At 72.5% G+C, this 14,755-nt stretch carries 14 protein-coding genes and 1 pseudogene; 5 read left to right on the plus strand and 10 right to left on the minus strand.

Features of this window, described 5'->3' with window-relative positions; translation table 11 throughout:
• Positions 1-249: 249 nt before the first annotated feature.
• Both ACLF5H_RS16445 and ACLF5H_RS16450 read right to left on the minus strand, forming a co-directional pair.
• On the minus strand, positions 250-879 hold the full coding sequence (locus ACLF5H_RS16445; RefSeq protein WP_421676814.1) for a TetR/AcrR family transcriptional regulator: 630 nt from the start codon (positions 877-879) through the stop codon (positions 250-252).
• Positions 880-1,097: 218 nt separating this feature from the next.
• A complete protein-coding gene (locus tag ACLF5H_RS16450; RefSeq protein ID WP_421676815.1) occupies positions 1,098-2,684 on the minus strand; it encodes an MFS transporter in 1,587 nt (528 codons plus the stop codon).
• Between the two features lie 227 nt (positions 2,685-2,911).
• Here ACLF5H_RS16450 and panB point away from each other — a divergent pair, with 227 nt between their 5' ends.
• A complete protein-coding gene (gene panB, locus ACLF5H_RS16455) occupies positions 2,912-3,778 on the plus strand; it encodes a 3-methyl-2-oxobutanoate hydroxymethyltransferase (protein ID WP_421676816.1) in 867 nt (288 codons plus the stop codon).
• Between the two features lie 80 nt (positions 3,779-3,858).
• Here panB and ACLF5H_RS16460 read toward each other — a convergent pair whose 3' ends face one another.
• Positions 3,859-4,737, minus strand: a complete 879-nt coding sequence (locus tag ACLF5H_RS16460; protein ID WP_421676817.1) for a class I SAM-dependent methyltransferase — start codon at positions 4,735-4,737, stop codon at positions 3,859-3,861.
• A 103-nt stretch (positions 4,738-4,840) separates the two neighbouring features.
• Here ACLF5H_RS16460 and ACLF5H_RS16465 point away from each other — a divergent pair, with 103 nt between their 5' ends.
• Both ACLF5H_RS16465 and ACLF5H_RS16470 read left to right on the plus strand, forming a co-directional pair.
• Positions 4,841-5,866, plus strand: coding sequence for an ATP-binding cassette domain-containing protein (locus ACLF5H_RS16465; RefSeq protein ID WP_421676818.1), 1,026 nt, complete (start codon positions 4,841-4,843; stop codon positions 5,864-5,866).
• Positions 5,863-6,684, plus strand: coding sequence for an ABC transporter permease (locus ACLF5H_RS16470; protein WP_421676819.1), 822 nt, complete (start codon positions 5,863-5,865; stop codon positions 6,682-6,684). Before ACLF5H_RS16465 ends, ACLF5H_RS16470 begins: the two co-directional genes overlap by 4 nt.
• 15 nt (positions 6,685-6,699) lie before the next feature.
• Here ACLF5H_RS16470 and ACLF5H_RS16475 read toward each other — a convergent pair whose 3' ends face one another.
• From ACLF5H_RS16475 to ACLF5H_RS16485, 3 genes and pseudogenes are all read right to left on the minus strand, one after another.
• Entirely contained in the window at positions 6,700-10,032 is a 3,333-nt protein-coding gene (locus ACLF5H_RS16475; protein WP_421676820.1) for an AfsR/SARP family transcriptional regulator, read from the minus strand.
• Between the two features lie 134 nt (positions 10,033-10,166).
• Positions 10,167-10,355 (minus strand): annotated as a pseudogene (locus ACLF5H_RS16480) (AfsR/SARP family transcriptional regulator); the annotation flags it as partial.
• Positions 10,356-10,390: 35 nt separating this feature from the next.
• A complete protein-coding gene (locus tag ACLF5H_RS16485) occupies positions 10,391-10,528 on the minus strand; it encodes a hypothetical protein (RefSeq protein ID WP_421676821.1) in 138 nt (45 codons plus the stop codon).
• Positions 10,529-10,827: 299 nt separating this feature from the next.
• Between ACLF5H_RS16485 and ACLF5H_RS16490 the strand changes: the two genes are divergently transcribed.
• Positions 10,828-11,631 (plus strand): site-2 protease family protein, encoded by an 804-nt coding sequence (locus ACLF5H_RS16490; RefSeq protein WP_421676822.1) that lies wholly within the window; start codon positions 10,828-10,830, stop codon positions 11,629-11,631.
• On the opposite strand, the gene ACLF5H_RS16495 is transcribed toward ACLF5H_RS16490, so the two are convergent.
• The 3 genes from ACLF5H_RS16495 to ACLF5H_RS16505 form a co-directional block, all read right to left on the minus strand.
• A complete protein-coding gene (locus tag ACLF5H_RS16495) occupies positions 11,621-11,860 on the minus strand; it encodes a hypothetical protein (RefSeq protein ID WP_421676865.1) in 240 nt (79 codons plus the stop codon). The genes ACLF5H_RS16490 and ACLF5H_RS16495 overlap by 11 nt on opposite strands.
• 50 nt (positions 11,861-11,910) lie before the next feature.
• Positions 11,911-12,615, minus strand: a complete 705-nt coding sequence (gene npdG, locus ACLF5H_RS16500; protein WP_421676823.1) for an NADPH-dependent F420 reductase — start codon at positions 12,613-12,615, stop codon at positions 11,911-11,913.
• Between the two features lie 64 nt (positions 12,616-12,679).
• A complete protein-coding gene (locus tag ACLF5H_RS16505; protein WP_421676824.1) occupies positions 12,680-13,105 on the minus strand; it encodes a hypothetical protein in 426 nt (141 codons plus the stop codon).
• A gap of 26 nt (positions 13,106-13,131) precedes the next feature.
• Between ACLF5H_RS16505 and ACLF5H_RS16510 the strand changes: the two genes are divergently transcribed.
• Positions 13,132-14,478: an MFS transporter gene (locus ACLF5H_RS16510; RefSeq protein WP_421676866.1), complete on the plus strand. Its 1,347-nt coding sequence runs from the start codon at positions 13,132-13,134 to the stop codon at positions 14,476-14,478.
• On the opposite strand, the gene ACLF5H_RS16515 is transcribed toward ACLF5H_RS16510, so the two are convergent.
• A complete protein-coding gene (locus ACLF5H_RS16515; RefSeq protein ID WP_421676825.1) occupies positions 14,479-14,718 on the minus strand; it encodes a hypothetical protein in 240 nt (79 codons plus the stop codon).
• Positions 14,719-14,755: the final 37 nt, after the last annotated feature.

Genomic DNA, 14,755 nt, shown 5'->3' on the forward strand with positions numbered 1-14,755 from the left:
GGATCCCGGTCGCTCGGGCCCCGAGCCGCCGTCCGCCGTCTCCGTCATGTATGCCTGCTGCGCCATGCCGTCTGCCTCACTGCCCGCCGTGCACACCGTTCGCCCCCTGCTTCCGACCCTAGGGGATGATCGGCTCCGTTCTCGCCGTCCCATGACGGCCGTACGGAAGACGATGACGAACGGGTGGCGCGGGGAGTTCCGGTCAGCGGTGCGATGCGGGTGGTCTGTGACAAAACATGCACATCAGCGCTACAGGACTGTGGAGCTGACGGGTCGTAGCCCTTCCAGGGTGATGTCCACGAGGTGTTCCGCCAGTCCCTCGGGCAGATCCCCGTCGGGGCGCATGAGGGTGCGTACCAGCATGGCGCCGACGAACATGTCGTTGGCCAGGTCGAGGTCGATGTCGGAGCGCAGCTCGCCGTCGCGCTGGCCGCGCCGCAGCACGTCGAGCATGAGGAGGCGCCGGGGGGCGATGACGCCCGCGTGGTAGGCGGCCCAGATGCGGGGGCTGGACTTCATCTGCGCGTACACGTTGTGCAGGATCGCCGACGAGCGGCTGACCAGGCCGCGTTGGCGCAGGGACTCCAGGATGACGATCAGGTCGGCGCGCATGGAGGTGCCGGGGAGCTCGGGGTCGGGCGGTTCGGCGGTGCGCAGGACGTCGACGAACAGCTCTTCCTTGCCGCTCCAGCGGCGGTAGATGGTGGCCTTGCCGACCCCGGCGGTGCGGGCGATGCGCTCGATGGAGAGTTCGGCGAGGGGTACGCCGTCCTCCAGGAGCTGCATCACGCCCTCCAGGATGGCCTGTTCCGCGGCCTCGCTGCGGGGCCGTCCCCGAGCGGGTCCGGCCGGGCAGGACCGGTTGTCGGCAAAGCTCACGTCGATCCGTCCTCTCACTGTGCTGCGGCAATTCTCCCGCAGCCGCCTCCTCCCCCCGTGGAGCCGCCGTCGAGCCGCCGTCGAACCGCTGTCGCACCGTCGTCGAGCCGCCGTCGAACCGTTCATGGCCGCGGGCCCGGCGCGCCGTCCGTCCGGTCGGCGCACCGGGCCGGGCGCGGGGCCGGTGCCCCGCTCCCTGGCCCTCAGGCCAGCGTGCCTCAGTCCAGGGCGGCGACCAGTTCCTCTTCCTCGTTCTCCTGCTCGTCCGCCCGCGTCCGGCCCGGCAGGTACAGGGCCGTGATCACGGCGCCGATCAGCGCCACGCCCGCGCCCCAGAAGGCGGTGACGTGCATGGCGTGCAGGAAGGCGTCGTCGGCCGGGCCGACCAGGAGCTTGCCCTGCGGGCCGAGCTTCTGGGCGATGCCGAGGGTGGCCTCGATGGAGTCGCCCGCCTGGTCGCGCAGCCCGGCGGGCAGCACGGTGAGCTTGTCCTCGATGCCGTTGCGGTAGGCGGTGGCGAGCACCGAGCCGAGGACGGCGATGCCGAGGGCGCCGCCGACCTGGCGGAAGGTGTTGCTCAGCGCGGAGGCGGAACCGGCCTTCTCGCGGGGCAGCGCCTGCATGATGACGACGGAGGTCGGCGTCATGATGTGCGCCATGCCGGTGCCCATCAGGAAGAAGATGACCTCCAGCAGCCAGATCGGCGTGTCGGCGTCGAAGGTGGCGAAGGCCGCCAGGGTGCCGGCGATGACCACCAGGCCGGCGGTCGTCGTGGCCTTGTTGCCGAACCGCTGGACCACCAGGCGGGCCCGCGGCGCGAAGATCATCTGCGCGGCGGCCAGCGGCAGCATCAGCAGGCCGGACTGGAGCGGCGAGTAGCCCCGCACGCTCTGGGTGTAGAAGACCGAGAAGAAGGTGACGCCCATCAGCGCGAAGAAGACCAGCGCGATGGCGGCCATGGCGCTGGAGAACACCTTGTTCTTGAAGTAGCTCACGTCCAGCGAGGGGTGGTCGCTGCGCTTCTCGAAGACCACGAACGCGGCGAGTACGACGACGCCCGCGCCGATCGTGGCCAGCACCGTCGGGTCGGTGAAGTCGGCCACCTGGCCGCCCTTGATGATGCCGTAGACCAGCAGGACGAGGCCGACGACGGACAGCACGACGCCGATCGGGTCCAGACGGCCCGGGCGCGGGTCGCGGGAGTCGGGGACGAGCCAGACCATCAGCACGAGCGCGATGATCACGATCGGCACGTTGATGAAGAAGACCGAGCCCCACCAGAAGTGGTCGAGGAGGGCGCCGCCGGTGATCGGGCCGATGGCGATGGCGAGGCCGACGCCGCCCGCCCAGATGCCGATGGCCTTCGGCTGCTCCTCGCGCTCGAAGACGTTCATCAGGACGGCCAGCGTGGCCGGCATGACGAACGCGGCGCCGAGGGCCATCAGCGCGCGGTAGGCGATCAGCTGGCCCGGGGAGCCGGATTCGGCGGCGAGGGCGGAGCCGATGCCGAAGACGGCGATGCCGCCCAGCAGCACCTTCTTGCGGCCGAGGCGGTCACCGATCAGGCCCGAGGTGAACAGCAGGCCCGCGAAGACGAGGGTGTACGCGTTGATCGCCCACTCGATCTGGCTCTGAGTGGCGCCCAGGCCGACGGGGGCCGGGGTGGAGATGGTCTTGATGGCGACGTTCAGGATCGAGTTGTCGAGCACCACGATGAGCAGGCTCAACATCAACACGCCGAGGATCGCCCAACGGCGGCGGTGCACCGCCTCCGGTATGCGGGAGGCAGGGACGGAAGTTGTCATGTGTTCGAGCGTAGAGGCATTCCGATACGGAACCGTCTCGTATCGGAATTTATTTGCCAAGACCTTGCGTGTTCGAGGGCATGGCATTGCCCGAAGTGGAGCGGTGGGTTCGGCCCCCGGGAGGATCACCGGGACCCCCCTGGCCCTGGTTGGCACGAGGTGCCACCATGGAGGGGATCCGGGGACGCCGTCAGGGCGCCTCGAGATGACTTGAAGGAGCCGTTGCCATGACGCAGCTTTCGGCTGCCCAGAACACGCCCTCCGACGGCAGCAAGGCGCTGTACGGGGGTAAGGGCACTCGCCGCATCACGGTCCGCGACATCGCTCTCGCCAAGGAACGCGGCGAGAAGTGGCCCATGCTCACCGCCTACGACGCGATGACCGCGTCCGTCTTCGACGAGGCCGGCATCCCGGTCCTGCTGGTCGGCGACTCGGCGGGCAACTGTCACCTCGGTTACGACACCACGGTGCCCGTCACCCTCGACGAGATGACGATGCTCTCGTCGGCGGTCGTACGGGGCACCAGCCGCTCCCTGATCGTCGCCGACCTGCCCTTCGGCACGTACCAGGAGGGCGCGACGCAGGCGCTGCGCTCGGCCACCCGGCTGGTCAAGGAGGCCGGGGTCGGCGCGGTCAAGCTGGAGGGCGGCCAGCGCTCGCACGAACAGATCCGGCTGCTGGTCGAGGCCGGCATCCCGGTCATGGCCCACATCGGGCTGACCCCGCAGTCCGTCAACGCGATGGGCTACCGGGTGCAGGGGCGCGGCGAGGAGGCGGCCGCGCGGATGCTCCAGGACGCCAAGGCGGTCCAGGACGCGGGCGCCTTCGCGGTCGTCCTCGAACTGGTCCCGGCCGAGCTCGCCGCCGAGGTGACGCGCTCGCTCCAGATCCCCACGGTCGGCATCGGCGCGGGTCCCGACACCGACGCGCAGGTCCTGGTCTGGACGGACATGCTGGGCCTGACCTCCGGGCGCGTCCCGAAGTTCGTCAAGAAGTACGCCGATCTGCGTGCGGTGATGGGCTCCGCGGCGAAGTCCTTCGCCGAGGACGTGGTCGGCAGCGTGTTCCCGGCGGCGGAGCACTCCGTCCACTGACCCCCGGACCACCGCGGCACCACCGGCAGCCCCGCTGATCTTCCCCCGTCAGCGGGGCTGCCCCCGTTCCCGGCCGTATGTCAGCGGTGCTCCGCGACCGCGACCCGGCCCGAGTCCAGGGACGTCCGGTTGCGGGCCGGGGCGCCGAGCGAGCGGGCGAGGGTGAGGAGGTCGTCGTCGGAGGTCACATGGAGGCCGAACTCCTGGAGCAGGGCGGCCATTCGAGCGGGTTTCCAGAGGGAGAGCCAGGGTTCGCCGGTGGTGGCGGAGTTGCCGAGGAGGCGGGCCAGCAGCCGGCCGACGGTGGCTTTCGGGGAGGGGGTCTGGTAGTTGACGACCAGGGTGCTGCCGGGGGCCGTGCGGGCGGCGAGGGCGGTCAGGGTGGCGCGGACCTGGTCGCGGGTCAGATAGGGGACGACGCCCTCCCACAGCCAGGTCGTCGGCGCCGCGGGGTCGTGTCCCGCGGCGTCCAGGGCCGCGCCGAGATCGTCGACGGCGAAGTCGACCGGGGTCAACCGTACGGAACGGGCGATGGCCACCGGCGCGGGCTCGGCCCCGGCGAGCCGGGCGCGCTTGTCGCGCTGGGAGGCGGGGTGGTCGACCTCCCAGACATCTGTTCTGGCCAGCTCCGCCAGCCGCCAGGCGCGGGTGTCCAGACCGGCGCCGAGGATCACCAGCTGGCCGGTCGGGCGGGCGCGCAGTGCCTCGTCGATCGCGACCGTCCGGGGCACCACCACCTCGGCGCACGCCCGCACACTCTCGTACGCCGTGCGCGCCTGCCAGCCCTTGGGCGGGGTCCCCGCGCGCACCTCGTCCACCCGTATGCGCTCCTCGGCGCGCAGCAGCCGCACCGCCACCGGGTCGGCGAACCGGCCCACCGCCGCCCTGCCGTCCGCGGCCGCCCGCCTCTGGCAGACCAGCACCGCCGTACGGCTCGCCGTGCGCTCGTTCTCGCTCATGGGGCCGATTCAACACCACCCGCCACCGCCCGGAGAGGGGCTGTCGGCGCGCTGTCGGGGCGCTGTCGGTGGTTTGTCGGTGGGGCCTGGCACTGTCAAGGGCATGACGCGAATCGATGAGAACCCCGGCGGCGGACGCAACGCCGTGACTGTGCGGGGACTGGTCAAGCACTACGGCGAGACCAAGGCGCTGGACGGCGTCGACCTGGATGTGCGCGAGGGCACCGTGATGGGCGTGCTCGGGCCGAACGGCGCGGGCAAGACCACCCTGGTGCGGATCCTGTCGACCCTGATCACCCCGGACGCCGGAGCGGCGACGGTGGCCGGGTACGACGTCGTACGACAGCCCCGGCAGCTGCGGAAGGTGATAGGCCTGACCGGCCAGTACGCCTCCGTGGACGAGAAGCTCCCGGGCTGGGAGAACCTGTACATGATCGGGCGGCTGCTGGACCTGTCCCGCAAGGACGCCCGCACCCGCGCGGACGAGCTGCTGGAGCGGTTCTCCCTGACGGAGGCCGCCAAGCGCCCCGCCAGCACGTACTCCGGCGGTATGCGCCGCCGGCTGGACCTGGCCGCCTCGATGATCGGCCGCCCGGCCGTGCTGTACCTGGACGAGCCGACGACCGGTCTCGACCCCCGTACCCGCAACGAGGTGTGGGAGGAGGTCCAGACGATGGTCGGCGAGGGCGTGACCGTGCTGCTCACCACCCAGTACATGGAGGAGGCCGAGCAGCTCGCCTCGGAGCTGACCGTGGTGGACCGCGGCAAGGTGATCGCGACCGGTGGCATCGAGGAGCTGAAGGCCCGGGTCGGCGGCCGCACCCTGCGGGTGCGCCCGGTGAACCCGCTGGAGCTGCGCCCCCTCGCCTCGATGCTGGACGAGCTGGGCATCACCGGCCTCGCGGCCACCACCGTGGACAGCGAGACCGGCACCCTGCTGGTGCCGATCCTCAGCGACGAGCAGCTGACCGCCGTGGTCGGCGCGGTCACCGCGCGCGGTATCACCCTCTCCTCCATCACCACCGAACTGCCCAGCCTGGACGAGGTGTTCCTCTCCCTCACCGGCCACCGCGCCGGTGACACCCAGGACGCCAAGCCCGCCGACGCCCGCCAGGAGGTCGCCGTATGAGCGCCGTCACCACCCCCATCGCCGCCACCGCCGACGACGTCCGGATCCCGCTGCGCGGGCACCTGCGGCACACCGGCGCGCTCATCCGGCGCAATCTGCTGTGGATCCGGCAGGACCCGGAGTCCATGTTCGACGCGCTGCTGATGCCGATCGTCTTCACGCTGCTGTTCGTGTACGTCTTCGGCGGCTCGATCGGGCAGGCGCTCGGCGGCGGCCAGGAGAGATATGTCCAGTACGTGATCCCGGGCATGCTCGCGATGATGAGCATGACCCTGTCCCAGGGCGTCGGCACCGGCTTCAGCCAGGACTTCAACAGCGGGGTGATGGACCGGTTCCGGTCGCTGCCGATCGGGCGCGGCTCGGTGCTGTTCGCGAAGATCGCGGTGGAGCTGGGCCGGATGCTGTTCGCGACCGCCATCCTGATGGTCGTCGCCGTGCTGGTCGGCTTCCACATCACCAACTGGCCCGGTCTGTTCGCCACGGTGGGCCTGTCGGCGCTGTTCGCCTCCTCGATCATGTGGGTGTTCCTCACCCTCGGCGTGATCCTCAAGAGCGCGCAGTCCGTGCAGGGCGTCGGCTTCCTGGTGCTGTTCCCGCTGCAGTTCGGCTCCTCGATCTTCGCGCCGACCGCGTCGATGCCGGGCTGGCTCCAGGCCTTCACCGACTACAACCCGCTGTCCACGCTCGCGGACGCGGCCCGGGGGCTGATGATCGGCGGCCCGGTGACACACGATCTCTGGGTGACCGTGGGCTGGTCGGTGGCGATCACCGCGGTGATAGCGCCGGTCGCGATCCACAAGTTCCGTACGAAGAGCTGACGTTCACGCCGTACGTCACACCAGGGCGGTGGCCTCCACGAGGGAGAGGCCACCGCCTTCGGCGTACGCCCGCTCGTACGACTCCTCGTCCAGCGCCTCGCGAATCCGGGCCTCGGTGATGCCGCGGCCCCGCCGCTCCACGCCGGAGGGGACATGGCCGACCGGCAGCAGGTGGTCGGCGGCGGCCAGTACCCGGGCGGCGTCGGCGGCGCGGGCGCCGGAGTCGATGCGGGCGAGCGCCATGGCGCCCACGGTGAGGGCGGTGGAGGGAAGTTGGGGGATGACGGCTTCGGCGAGCGGGTCGGTGGTGTGCCCGAGTGCCGTGCGGACCTTCTCCAGCGCCTCCTCGTTGCGGTCGTCCGCCGCGTCCACCCATGCCTCCTGGCAGAGCAGCAGCGCGTCGAAGACGACGAAGTTCGCGATCCTGAACTCCTCGCGCAGCAGCTGGAGTTGCTCTCGGGCCTCGGCGGTGCGTTCGGTCAGGCCCAGCCAGCAGGCCAGGAAGAGCCGCGCGGCGGGCATCGCCTCGGTGTGCATGGCGTCCTGACTCTCCACCACCTCCCGCAGCATCCGCTCGCCCTCCTCCACCTCGCCCGACTCCATGAGCACGCTGCCGAGGCGGGCGCCGAGCACGGCCGTCTGGGCGCGGGCGCCGAGGCGTTCGGCGTGCTCGATGGCGGCGCGGTAGTCGGCGGCGGCCTCGGTGTACAGGCCCTTGCGCTCATGGGACTCGCCGCGGGCGGACAGCGCCTCGGCGGTGCCCCAGTCGTCGCCGAGGCGGCGGTAGATGGCGAGCGCCTCGTCGGCGTCGCGGGTGGCGTCACCGGCCCAGGCGGTGCGGTTGGCGAGGAAGTTGGCGCGCATCTGGAGGGAGCCGGCCAGCTCCCACTCGAAGCCGGGGGTGGTGCGGCAGGTCTCCACGTTGGCGTCGGCGATGGTCCGTATCCGCTCCGCCCCGCCCGTGAGCATCACCGCGAAGAACCACACCATGCCGGGCGAGCGGCAGGTCTGCGGCATGCCCTCCTCGTAGACCTGGGCCACGGCGCGCAGCTTGGCCTGCGCCGCGGGGGTCTGCCAGGCATCCAACTCGGTGTCCATGCAGGCGAGATGGGCGAGGTGGATGCCGCGCCGGGCCTCCAGGAGGACCTCGCCGGTGTAGGGCGGCGGGTTGTCGTTGCAGCGCTGCCACACCGGTTCGGCGCGGCGCGGCGGTTCGGCGAAGGGGTCCGGGCCGAGCGCCATGACCTCACGGCACCAGGTGCGGGTCTCCAGACGCTGGTCCCGCATCTGCCAGAACCACACCAGGGACAGCACCAGGCACAGCCCCTCCTGCTCGTCGCGGGCGGCGACGGCGTGCCGGAGGGCGGTGCGCACGTTCTCGTACTCCGCCTGGAAGCGTTCGATGGCGGCGCGCTGGCCGGGGCCGCGCAGCAACGCGTCGGTGGTGCGGGCGAGTTCGCGGTAGTACGTCAGATGGGCGCGCTCGGCCTCGGTGCGGTGGCCGGTCTCCGCGAGCCGCTCGGCGGCGTACTCGGCGACGGTCTCAAGGAGCCGGTAGCGCATGGTGCCGTCGGCCGAAGGGGCGGCCACCACCAGGGACTTGTCGACCAGGGAGCCGAGGGCGTCCAGGGCGACGGAACCGCACACGGCCTCGGCGGCGGCCAGATCGCAGCCGCCCGCGAAGACGGACAGCCGGGCGAGCACCTCGCGTTCGTCGGCGTCCAGCAGGTCCCAGGACCAGTCCACGACGGCGCGCAGGGTCTGCTGGCGGGGCAGCACGGTGCGGCTGCCGGAGGTGAGCAGCCGGAACCGGTCGTCGAGGCGGTCCGCGATCTGCCGGGGGGTGAGCATCCGCAGCCGGGCCGCGGCCAGTTCGATGGCGAGGGGCAGTCCGTCGAGGCGGCGGCAGATCTCGGCGCACGCCTCCGGGTCGTCCGCGACCCGGAACCCGGGCCGTGCCGCCGCGCCGCGCTCGGCGAACAGCCGCAGCGCGACGGGTTCGGGCAGCGGCTCCACCGGGCGCACCAACTCCCCCGGTACGCCGAGGGGTTCGCGGCTGGTGGCGAGGACGGTCAGCTCGGGGCAGCGGGCCAGCAGCCGTTCGGCGAGGTGGGCGGCGGCCTCGATGACGTGCTCGCAGTTGTCGAGGACGATCAGCATCCGGCGCCGGGCGCAGTGCTCCACCAGCCGGTCCAGCGGGTCGTGCCCGTCGACCACCGCGCGGATGCTCTCGGCGCCGGCGCCGTGCAGCACGGTCTCGCGGGCGCCGATCGCGGTGAGCACGGCCTGGGGTACGGCCTCGGGGTCGTCCACGGGCGCGAGTTCGGCGAGCCACACGCCGTCGCGCGCCCAGTGCCGTACCGCCTCGGCGGCCTCCTGGGAGAGCCGGGTCTTGCCCGCGCCGCCGGGCCCGAGCAGGGTGACGAGGCGGGCGGTCTCCAGGTCGGCGCCCAGGGCGGCGAGGTCGGCTTCACGGCCGACGAAGGAGGTGAGGCGGGCGGGGAGGTTGCCCTGGGCGGGCCGGTCGGAGGCGTGGGGCCGGTCGGACCCGTGGGGGCTGTGGGGGCCGTGGGAGCTGTGGGAGCTGTGGGAGCCGTGGGAGCCGTGGGAGCCGTGGGAGCCGTGGGAGCTGTGGGGTCCGTGGGACGTGTGGGGCCGGGCGTCGGGGGTACGTCGGTCGGGGTGGAGACCCTGGACGACATCGCCGCCCCGGCCACCGGCCATGCCGCCCACGCCGCCCCGCGCACCGTCACCATCACCGTCGCCGGGTCCGGCACCCCGGCCCCAACGGCCCCGCGCCGCCCCGGAATCACGCCCGGACCCGCCGTCCGCGCCCAGCAACTCCGCGTGCAGCGCCCGCAGTTCGGCGCCGGGGTCGGAGCCCAGCCGGTCGGCGAGGAGCCGTCGTACGTCCTCGTACCCGGCGAGTGCCTGGGCCGGGCGGCCGAGGTCGCGCAGGGCGCGCAGCCGCAGCGCCTGGAGGGGTTCGTCCAGCGGGTGGGCGTCGCACAGGGCGGTCAGTTCGGGCAGGGCGCCCTCGGCCTGACCGAGGGCGAGCGCGGCGGTGTGCCGGGCGCGCTGCGCGTCCAGGCGCCGGGTCTCCCAGCGGGCGGCCTCGGCGGTGCGGTCGGGCAGGTCGGCGAGGGGCCGGCCGTGCCACAGCGCGAGGGCGTCGTCCAGCAGACCGGCGGCCTTGGCGGGATCGCCCTCGGCGAGGGCGGTGAGGCCGTCGCCGGTCAGCCGGTCGAAGCGGGTGAGGTCGAGGTCGTCGGCGGAGGCGGCGAGCCGGTACCCGCCGTCGGCGGAGGCCACGGCGTCCGCGCCGAGCGCGCGCCGCAGCCGGCCCACGAGCGCCTGGAGCGCACCGCGAGGGCACCCGTGGAGCGGGCGTGCAGATCCGCCTGGCTCTCCTCCTCGGGCGCCACCGCGACCGGCCCGCGCACCCGCACCTGGCGGCCCAGCACCGGCCAGTAGAAGGTCAGGGCGGCGTCGGCGGGCGGCTCCGCGCCCCACACCTCGTCCACCAGCACGCCCACGGGCACGGTCCGTCCGGCCCGCAGCGCCAGCACGCTGAGCAGCGCGCGCAGCCGCGCTCCGCCGACCGGGACGGCCGTACCGTCGGGGCGGAGCGCCTGAGTGGGGCCGAGAAGGCGATAGCGCACGGGGTCCATTGTCTCCGGAGGCTCGGGAAGCGGTCAGGGGGTGGTCACCGGAGGCGGCGGGCGCTCCCGGTGAGGTCCAGGGTGACGAGGACGCCCACGGTACGACGGATCCGGCGCGGGCCGTCCGCGGCGCCGGGGCCGGTCTCCTCGAACCGCCTCGGGCGACCGCGGTCGGACTCCATTGTCACGGACCCGGCGAGCGGTTCGAGGCGGCGCCCCGGCGGACGCGGGACGAGGCCCGGCGCGGGCCCTGTCTCCGGCCCTGCGGCCCCCGCGGACGGCGCCCCGCGACACCCCCGCCGCCGGTCCCCGTAGCGCACACTCTTCCGTGGCATTCACCCACTCTCCAGGAACCGGAAGGCCCGTGCGAGACGTTTTCCGCGTGTCGGCCGGGGGCGTCCCGCGCGCCGATCCGCCCGTCCGGCCCGCCCGTCCGCCCAGTTCCTCCGCCCAGTTCCTCCGCCCAGCACAGGAGCCGCTCATGACCACCGCCACCACCCGACGTCCCGGCGACCGGAGGATCAGCCCGGTGTTCATCGGGATCCTGGCCGTCGCCGCGGTGGCCGGCTGGGCCACCTGGACCGGGTACGCGGAGCGGCCGGGCATCGCGGTGTTCCTGTTCGTGACCGCCGCCTGGGTCGTCTCCCTGTGCCTGCACGAGTACGCGCACGCGCGCACCGCCCTGCACAGCGGCGACATCACGATCGGCGCGAAGGGCTATCTCACGCTGAATCCGCTGAAGTACACGCACGCGCTGCTGAGCATCGTGCTGCCCGTGCTGTTCGTGATCATGGGCGGGATCGGCCTGCCGGGCGGCGCGGTGTTCATCGAGCGGGGCCGGATCCGGGGCCGGGGGCGGCTGAGCCTGATCTCGGCGGCCGGCCCGCTGACGAACGCGCTGTTCGCGGTGGTGTGCACGGCGCCGTTCTGGCTGCACGCGCTCGACGGGGTGCCGATGGAGTTCCGCTTCGCGCTGGCGTTCCTCGCGCTGCTCCAGGTGACGGCGGCGCTGCTGAACCTGCTGCCGGTGCCGGGCCTGGACGGATACGGCGTGCTGGAGCCGTGGCTGCCGCACGGCGTGAAGCGGCAGGTGGAGGCGTTCCCGATGTTCGGGCTGCTGATCGTGTTCGCGCTGCTGTGGATCCCGTCGCTGAACATCGCCTTCTTCGGCCTGATCCACGACATCCTGCGCGGGCTCGGGGTGGACTCGGCCTACTCGGACTGCGGGTACTGGCTCTACCGCTTCTGGAACGGGACGCCGGAGGTGTGCACGGTCAGTTCGTGACCGGCTCCTCCTGTGCGGCGGCGCGGGCGCGCCTGACGTAGTACCAGGTCATGTTGGACGACAGGCCCGCCAGCAGCACCCAGACGATCCCCAGCCAGCTGCCCTGTACGAAGGAGACCACGGCCGCGGCCAGCGAGAGGACGCAGACGACGAGGGTGTAGAGGGCGATGCGGGGCATGACGGGTGGCTCCTGTCGGGGGACACTGCTACGGCGAACAGTGTCCCCCATGGCCATGGCCGGCTCAGAGGAAGGTCGGCCCCGGCTCGCCGAGGGACGGCTCACACGTCGGTGAGCCGGAGTCCCGCGTGCGCCTTGTAGCGGCGGTTGACCGAGATCAGGTTGGCGACCAGCGACTCGACCTGGTGGGCGTTGCGCAGCCGGCCCGCGAAGACGCCGCGCATGCCGGGGATGCGCCCGGCGAGCGCCTGCACGATCTCCACGTCGGCGCGCTCCTCGCCGAGCACCATGACGTCGGTGTCGATCCGCTCGATCTCCGGGTCCTGGAGCAGGACGGCCGACAGATGGTGGAAGGCGGCGGCGACCCGGGAGTCCGGCAGCAGCGCGGCGGCCTGCTCGGCGGCGCTGCCCTCCTCGGGCGTGAGCGCGTAGGCGCCCTTCTTGTCGAAGCCGAGCGGGTTGACGCAGTCCACGACGAGCTTGCCCGCCAGGTCGGCGGCGAGCGACTTCAGCGTGTCGCCGTGCCCGTCCCACGGTACGGCGACGATCACGATGTCGCTGCGGCGCGCGGCCTCGGCGTTGTCGGCGCCCTCGACGCCATGGCCGAGTTCGTCCGCGGCGGCCTGTGCGCGGTCGGCGGACCGGGACCCGATGATCACCTTCTGCCCGGCCCTGGCGAGCCGGTAGGCGAGTCCCTTGCCCTGCGGTCCGGTGCCGCCGAGCACGCCGACGACGTACCCGGAGACATCGGGCAGGTCCCAGGGATCCTTGGCGGGGGCCTTCTGTGCGCTGTCGGTAGAGGTCATGGGGCGACTCTACGTCCGGACGGCCGACGACCAGGCGGACATCGTGCAAGACCGGGTCCCGGGCCTAGCGACGGTTGACGCCCCGCAGGCGGACGCCGTAGCAGTCCAGCATTTCCAGGGTGCGGGCCCGTGTGCTGTCCTTCATGCGGGGCCAGGCGGCCTCCACCAGCCCCTCGGCGTTCAGGAGCTGTTCGAGCACCTCGAAGTGGACGGCGCCGCGAACGAGTTCCGAGGAGTGGTCCACGACGCGTTCCACGAAGTCCCAGCACCGGGTCAGCAGCTCCGCGTCCGGGCGCCCGCTCTCCAGCTGCGGCATCAGCACGGGTGTGGTGAAGCAGTCGGCCAGCAGCCGGTACAACCGCGTCCACGCGTCCTCCATCGCCACGGCTCTTTCGGCGGGCCGGTCGTACAGCTCGGCGATGGGCTCGGCGGATTCCGGGATCATGCGCAGCAGCAGAGCCGGGATCTCCTTGGTGGGTACTTCGCGCATGCTTCCCTGCCTTCCGTGCGGTGCCCATGCTCGCAGGAAAAGCAGTCGCCGGAAAAGCAGTTGCCCCCGCGCCCCCCTCGGCCGAGCATGCCCAGGTGACTTCCGCGCTGCTTCCCGATCTCGCTCCCTGGCGGGCCTCCGTCGACTTCCGGCGGCTGTGGAAGTCGGGACTGATCAGCAACTTCGGCAGTTTTCTGACCCTGGTCGCGCTGCCCGTGCAGTTGAAGGACCTGACGGAGTCCACGGCGGCCGTCGGGGCGATCGGCGCGGTGGAGCTGCTGCCGCTGATCGTGTGCGGGCTGTACGGCGGCGCGCTGGCCGACGCGCTGGACAAGCGGCGCCTGATTCTGTGGACGGAGGCCGGGCAGGGGCTGCTCAGCGCGCTGCTGCTGCTCAACGCCCTGCTCCCGGGCCCCGCCGTCTGGCCCCTGTACGCCGTCGCCGCGCTCTCCTCCGCGCTCGGCGCGGTGCAGCGCCCGGCCCTGGACTCGCTGTGGCCGAGGATCGTCGCGCATGACGACATGCCCGCCGCCGCGTCCCTGAACTCGCTGCGCTGGACCGTGGGCGGCGTCGCGGGCCCGGCGCTCGCCGGTGTGGTGGTGGCGTACGCGGGCCTGGGCTGGGCGTACGCCGTCGATGTGCTGACCTTCGCCGTCTCGCTGGCGTACATCGTGCGGATCGCGGCCTCCCCCGCCGCCCACGAGGCCGCGAGGCCCTCGCTGCGGGCGATCGCGGAGGGCGCCCGGTACGCGTGGAGCCGCAAGGAACTCCTCGGCACGTATGTCGTGGACCTCGCGGCGATGGCCCTGGCGATGCCGCTCGCGGTGCTGCCGTTCCTCGCCGACGCACTGGACGCCGACTGGGCGCTCGGGCTGATGTACGCGAGCATCCCGGCGGGGGCCCTGCTGGTGAGCCTGACCAGCGGCTGGGCCTCACGGGTGCACCGGCACGGCCTGATGGTGGTGCTGGCGGCGGCCGGCTGGGGCCTGTCGATCGCGGCGGCGGGGCTGACCCGGCAGGTCTGGCTGGTGCTGCTCCTGCTCACCGTCGGCGGCGGGTTCGACATGGTCAGCGGCATCTTCCGGTCCGCCATGTGGAACCAGACGATCCCCGACGAGCTGCGCGGCCGGCTCGCCGGGATCGAACTGCTGTCCTATTCGGTGGGCCCCCAGCTGGGCCAGGTCCGCGCGGGCGGCCTCGCCGCGTGGACGGGCCTGCGCACGTCCATCGCCTGCGGCGGGCTGGCCTGCGCGGGCGCGGTGGGCCTGCTCGCGCTGTGCCTGCCCGGCCTCATGACGTACGACGCGCGGACGAACGCGCACGCGGTACGGATGCGGGAGCGCCGCGCCGAGGCCGCCCCCGCGAAGGCGTGATCAGTCCTCGTCGGCGTCCGGGGAGTCCGCCTTGGAGGCGTCGTGCCACCGCGGATCGTTCTCCCACTCCAGATTCCGCTCGGCCGCCAACTCCATCGCGTGCTGGGCCTCTTGCGGGGAGGCGTACGGCCCGAACCGGTCCTTGCCCGGACAGTCCGGCCCCTCCTCGACCTTCTTGTGCTCCAGGCAGTAGTACCACTCACCCGGCTTGCCCACGGTTCGCTTCTTGAACAGGGCCATGGACTGCTCCTCTCACCGACCAACGACATGTTCCCTC

The organism is Streptomyces sp. LaBMicrA B280, assembly GCF_049222185.1.
GTDB lineage: Bacteria > Actinomycetota > Actinomycetes > Streptomycetales > Streptomycetaceae > Streptomyces > Streptomyces murinus.

What these genes read in the sequence shown, in the direction of transcription:
- ACLF5H_RS16450 (WP_421676815.1), bottom strand. Translation starts at nt 2,684, where the DNA reads ATGACAACTTCCGTCCCTGCCTCCCGCATACCGGAGGCGGTGCACCGC.
- panB (WP_421676816.1), top strand. Translation starts at nt 2,912, where the DNA reads ATGACGCAGCTTTCGGCTGCCCAGAACACGCCCTCCGACGGCAGCAAG.
- ACLF5H_RS16460 (WP_421676817.1), bottom strand. Translation starts at nt 4,737, where the DNA reads ATGAGCGAGAACGAGCGCACGGCGAGCCGTACGGCGGTGCTGGTCTGC.
- ACLF5H_RS16465 (WP_421676818.1), top strand. Translation starts at nt 4,841, where the DNA reads ATGACGCGAATCGATGAGAACCCCGGCGGCGGACGCAACGCCGTGACT.
- ACLF5H_RS16470 (WP_421676819.1), top strand. Translation starts at nt 5,863, where the DNA reads ATGAGCGCCGTCACCACCCCCATCGCCGCCACCGCCGACGACGTCCGG.
- ACLF5H_RS16485 (WP_421676821.1), bottom strand. Translation starts at nt 10,528, where the DNA reads ATGGAGTCCGACCGCGGTCGCCCGAGGCGGTTCGAGGAGACCGGCCCC.
- ACLF5H_RS16490 (WP_421676822.1), top strand. Translation starts at nt 10,828, where the DNA reads ATGACCACCGCCACCACCCGACGTCCCGGCGACCGGAGGATCAGCCCG.
- ACLF5H_RS16495 (WP_421676865.1), bottom strand. Translation starts at nt 11,860, where the DNA reads ATGGGGGACACTGTTCGCCGTAGCAGTGTCCCCCGACAGGAGCCACCC.
- npdG (WP_421676823.1), bottom strand. Translation starts at nt 12,615, where the DNA reads ATGACCTCTACCGACAGCGCACAGAAGGCCCCCGCCAAGGATCCCTGG.
- ACLF5H_RS16505 (WP_421676824.1), bottom strand. Translation starts at nt 13,105, where the DNA reads ATGCGCGAAGTACCCACCAAGGAGATCCCGGCTCTGCTGCTGCGCATG.
- ACLF5H_RS16510 (WP_421676866.1), top strand. Translation starts at nt 13,132, where the DNA reads ATGCTCGCAGGAAAAGCAGTCGCCGGAAAAGCAGTTGCCCCCGCGCCC.
- ACLF5H_RS16515 (WP_421676825.1), bottom strand. Translation starts at nt 14,718, where the DNA reads ATGGCCCTGTTCAAGAAGCGAACCGTGGGCAAGCCGGGTGAGTGGTAC.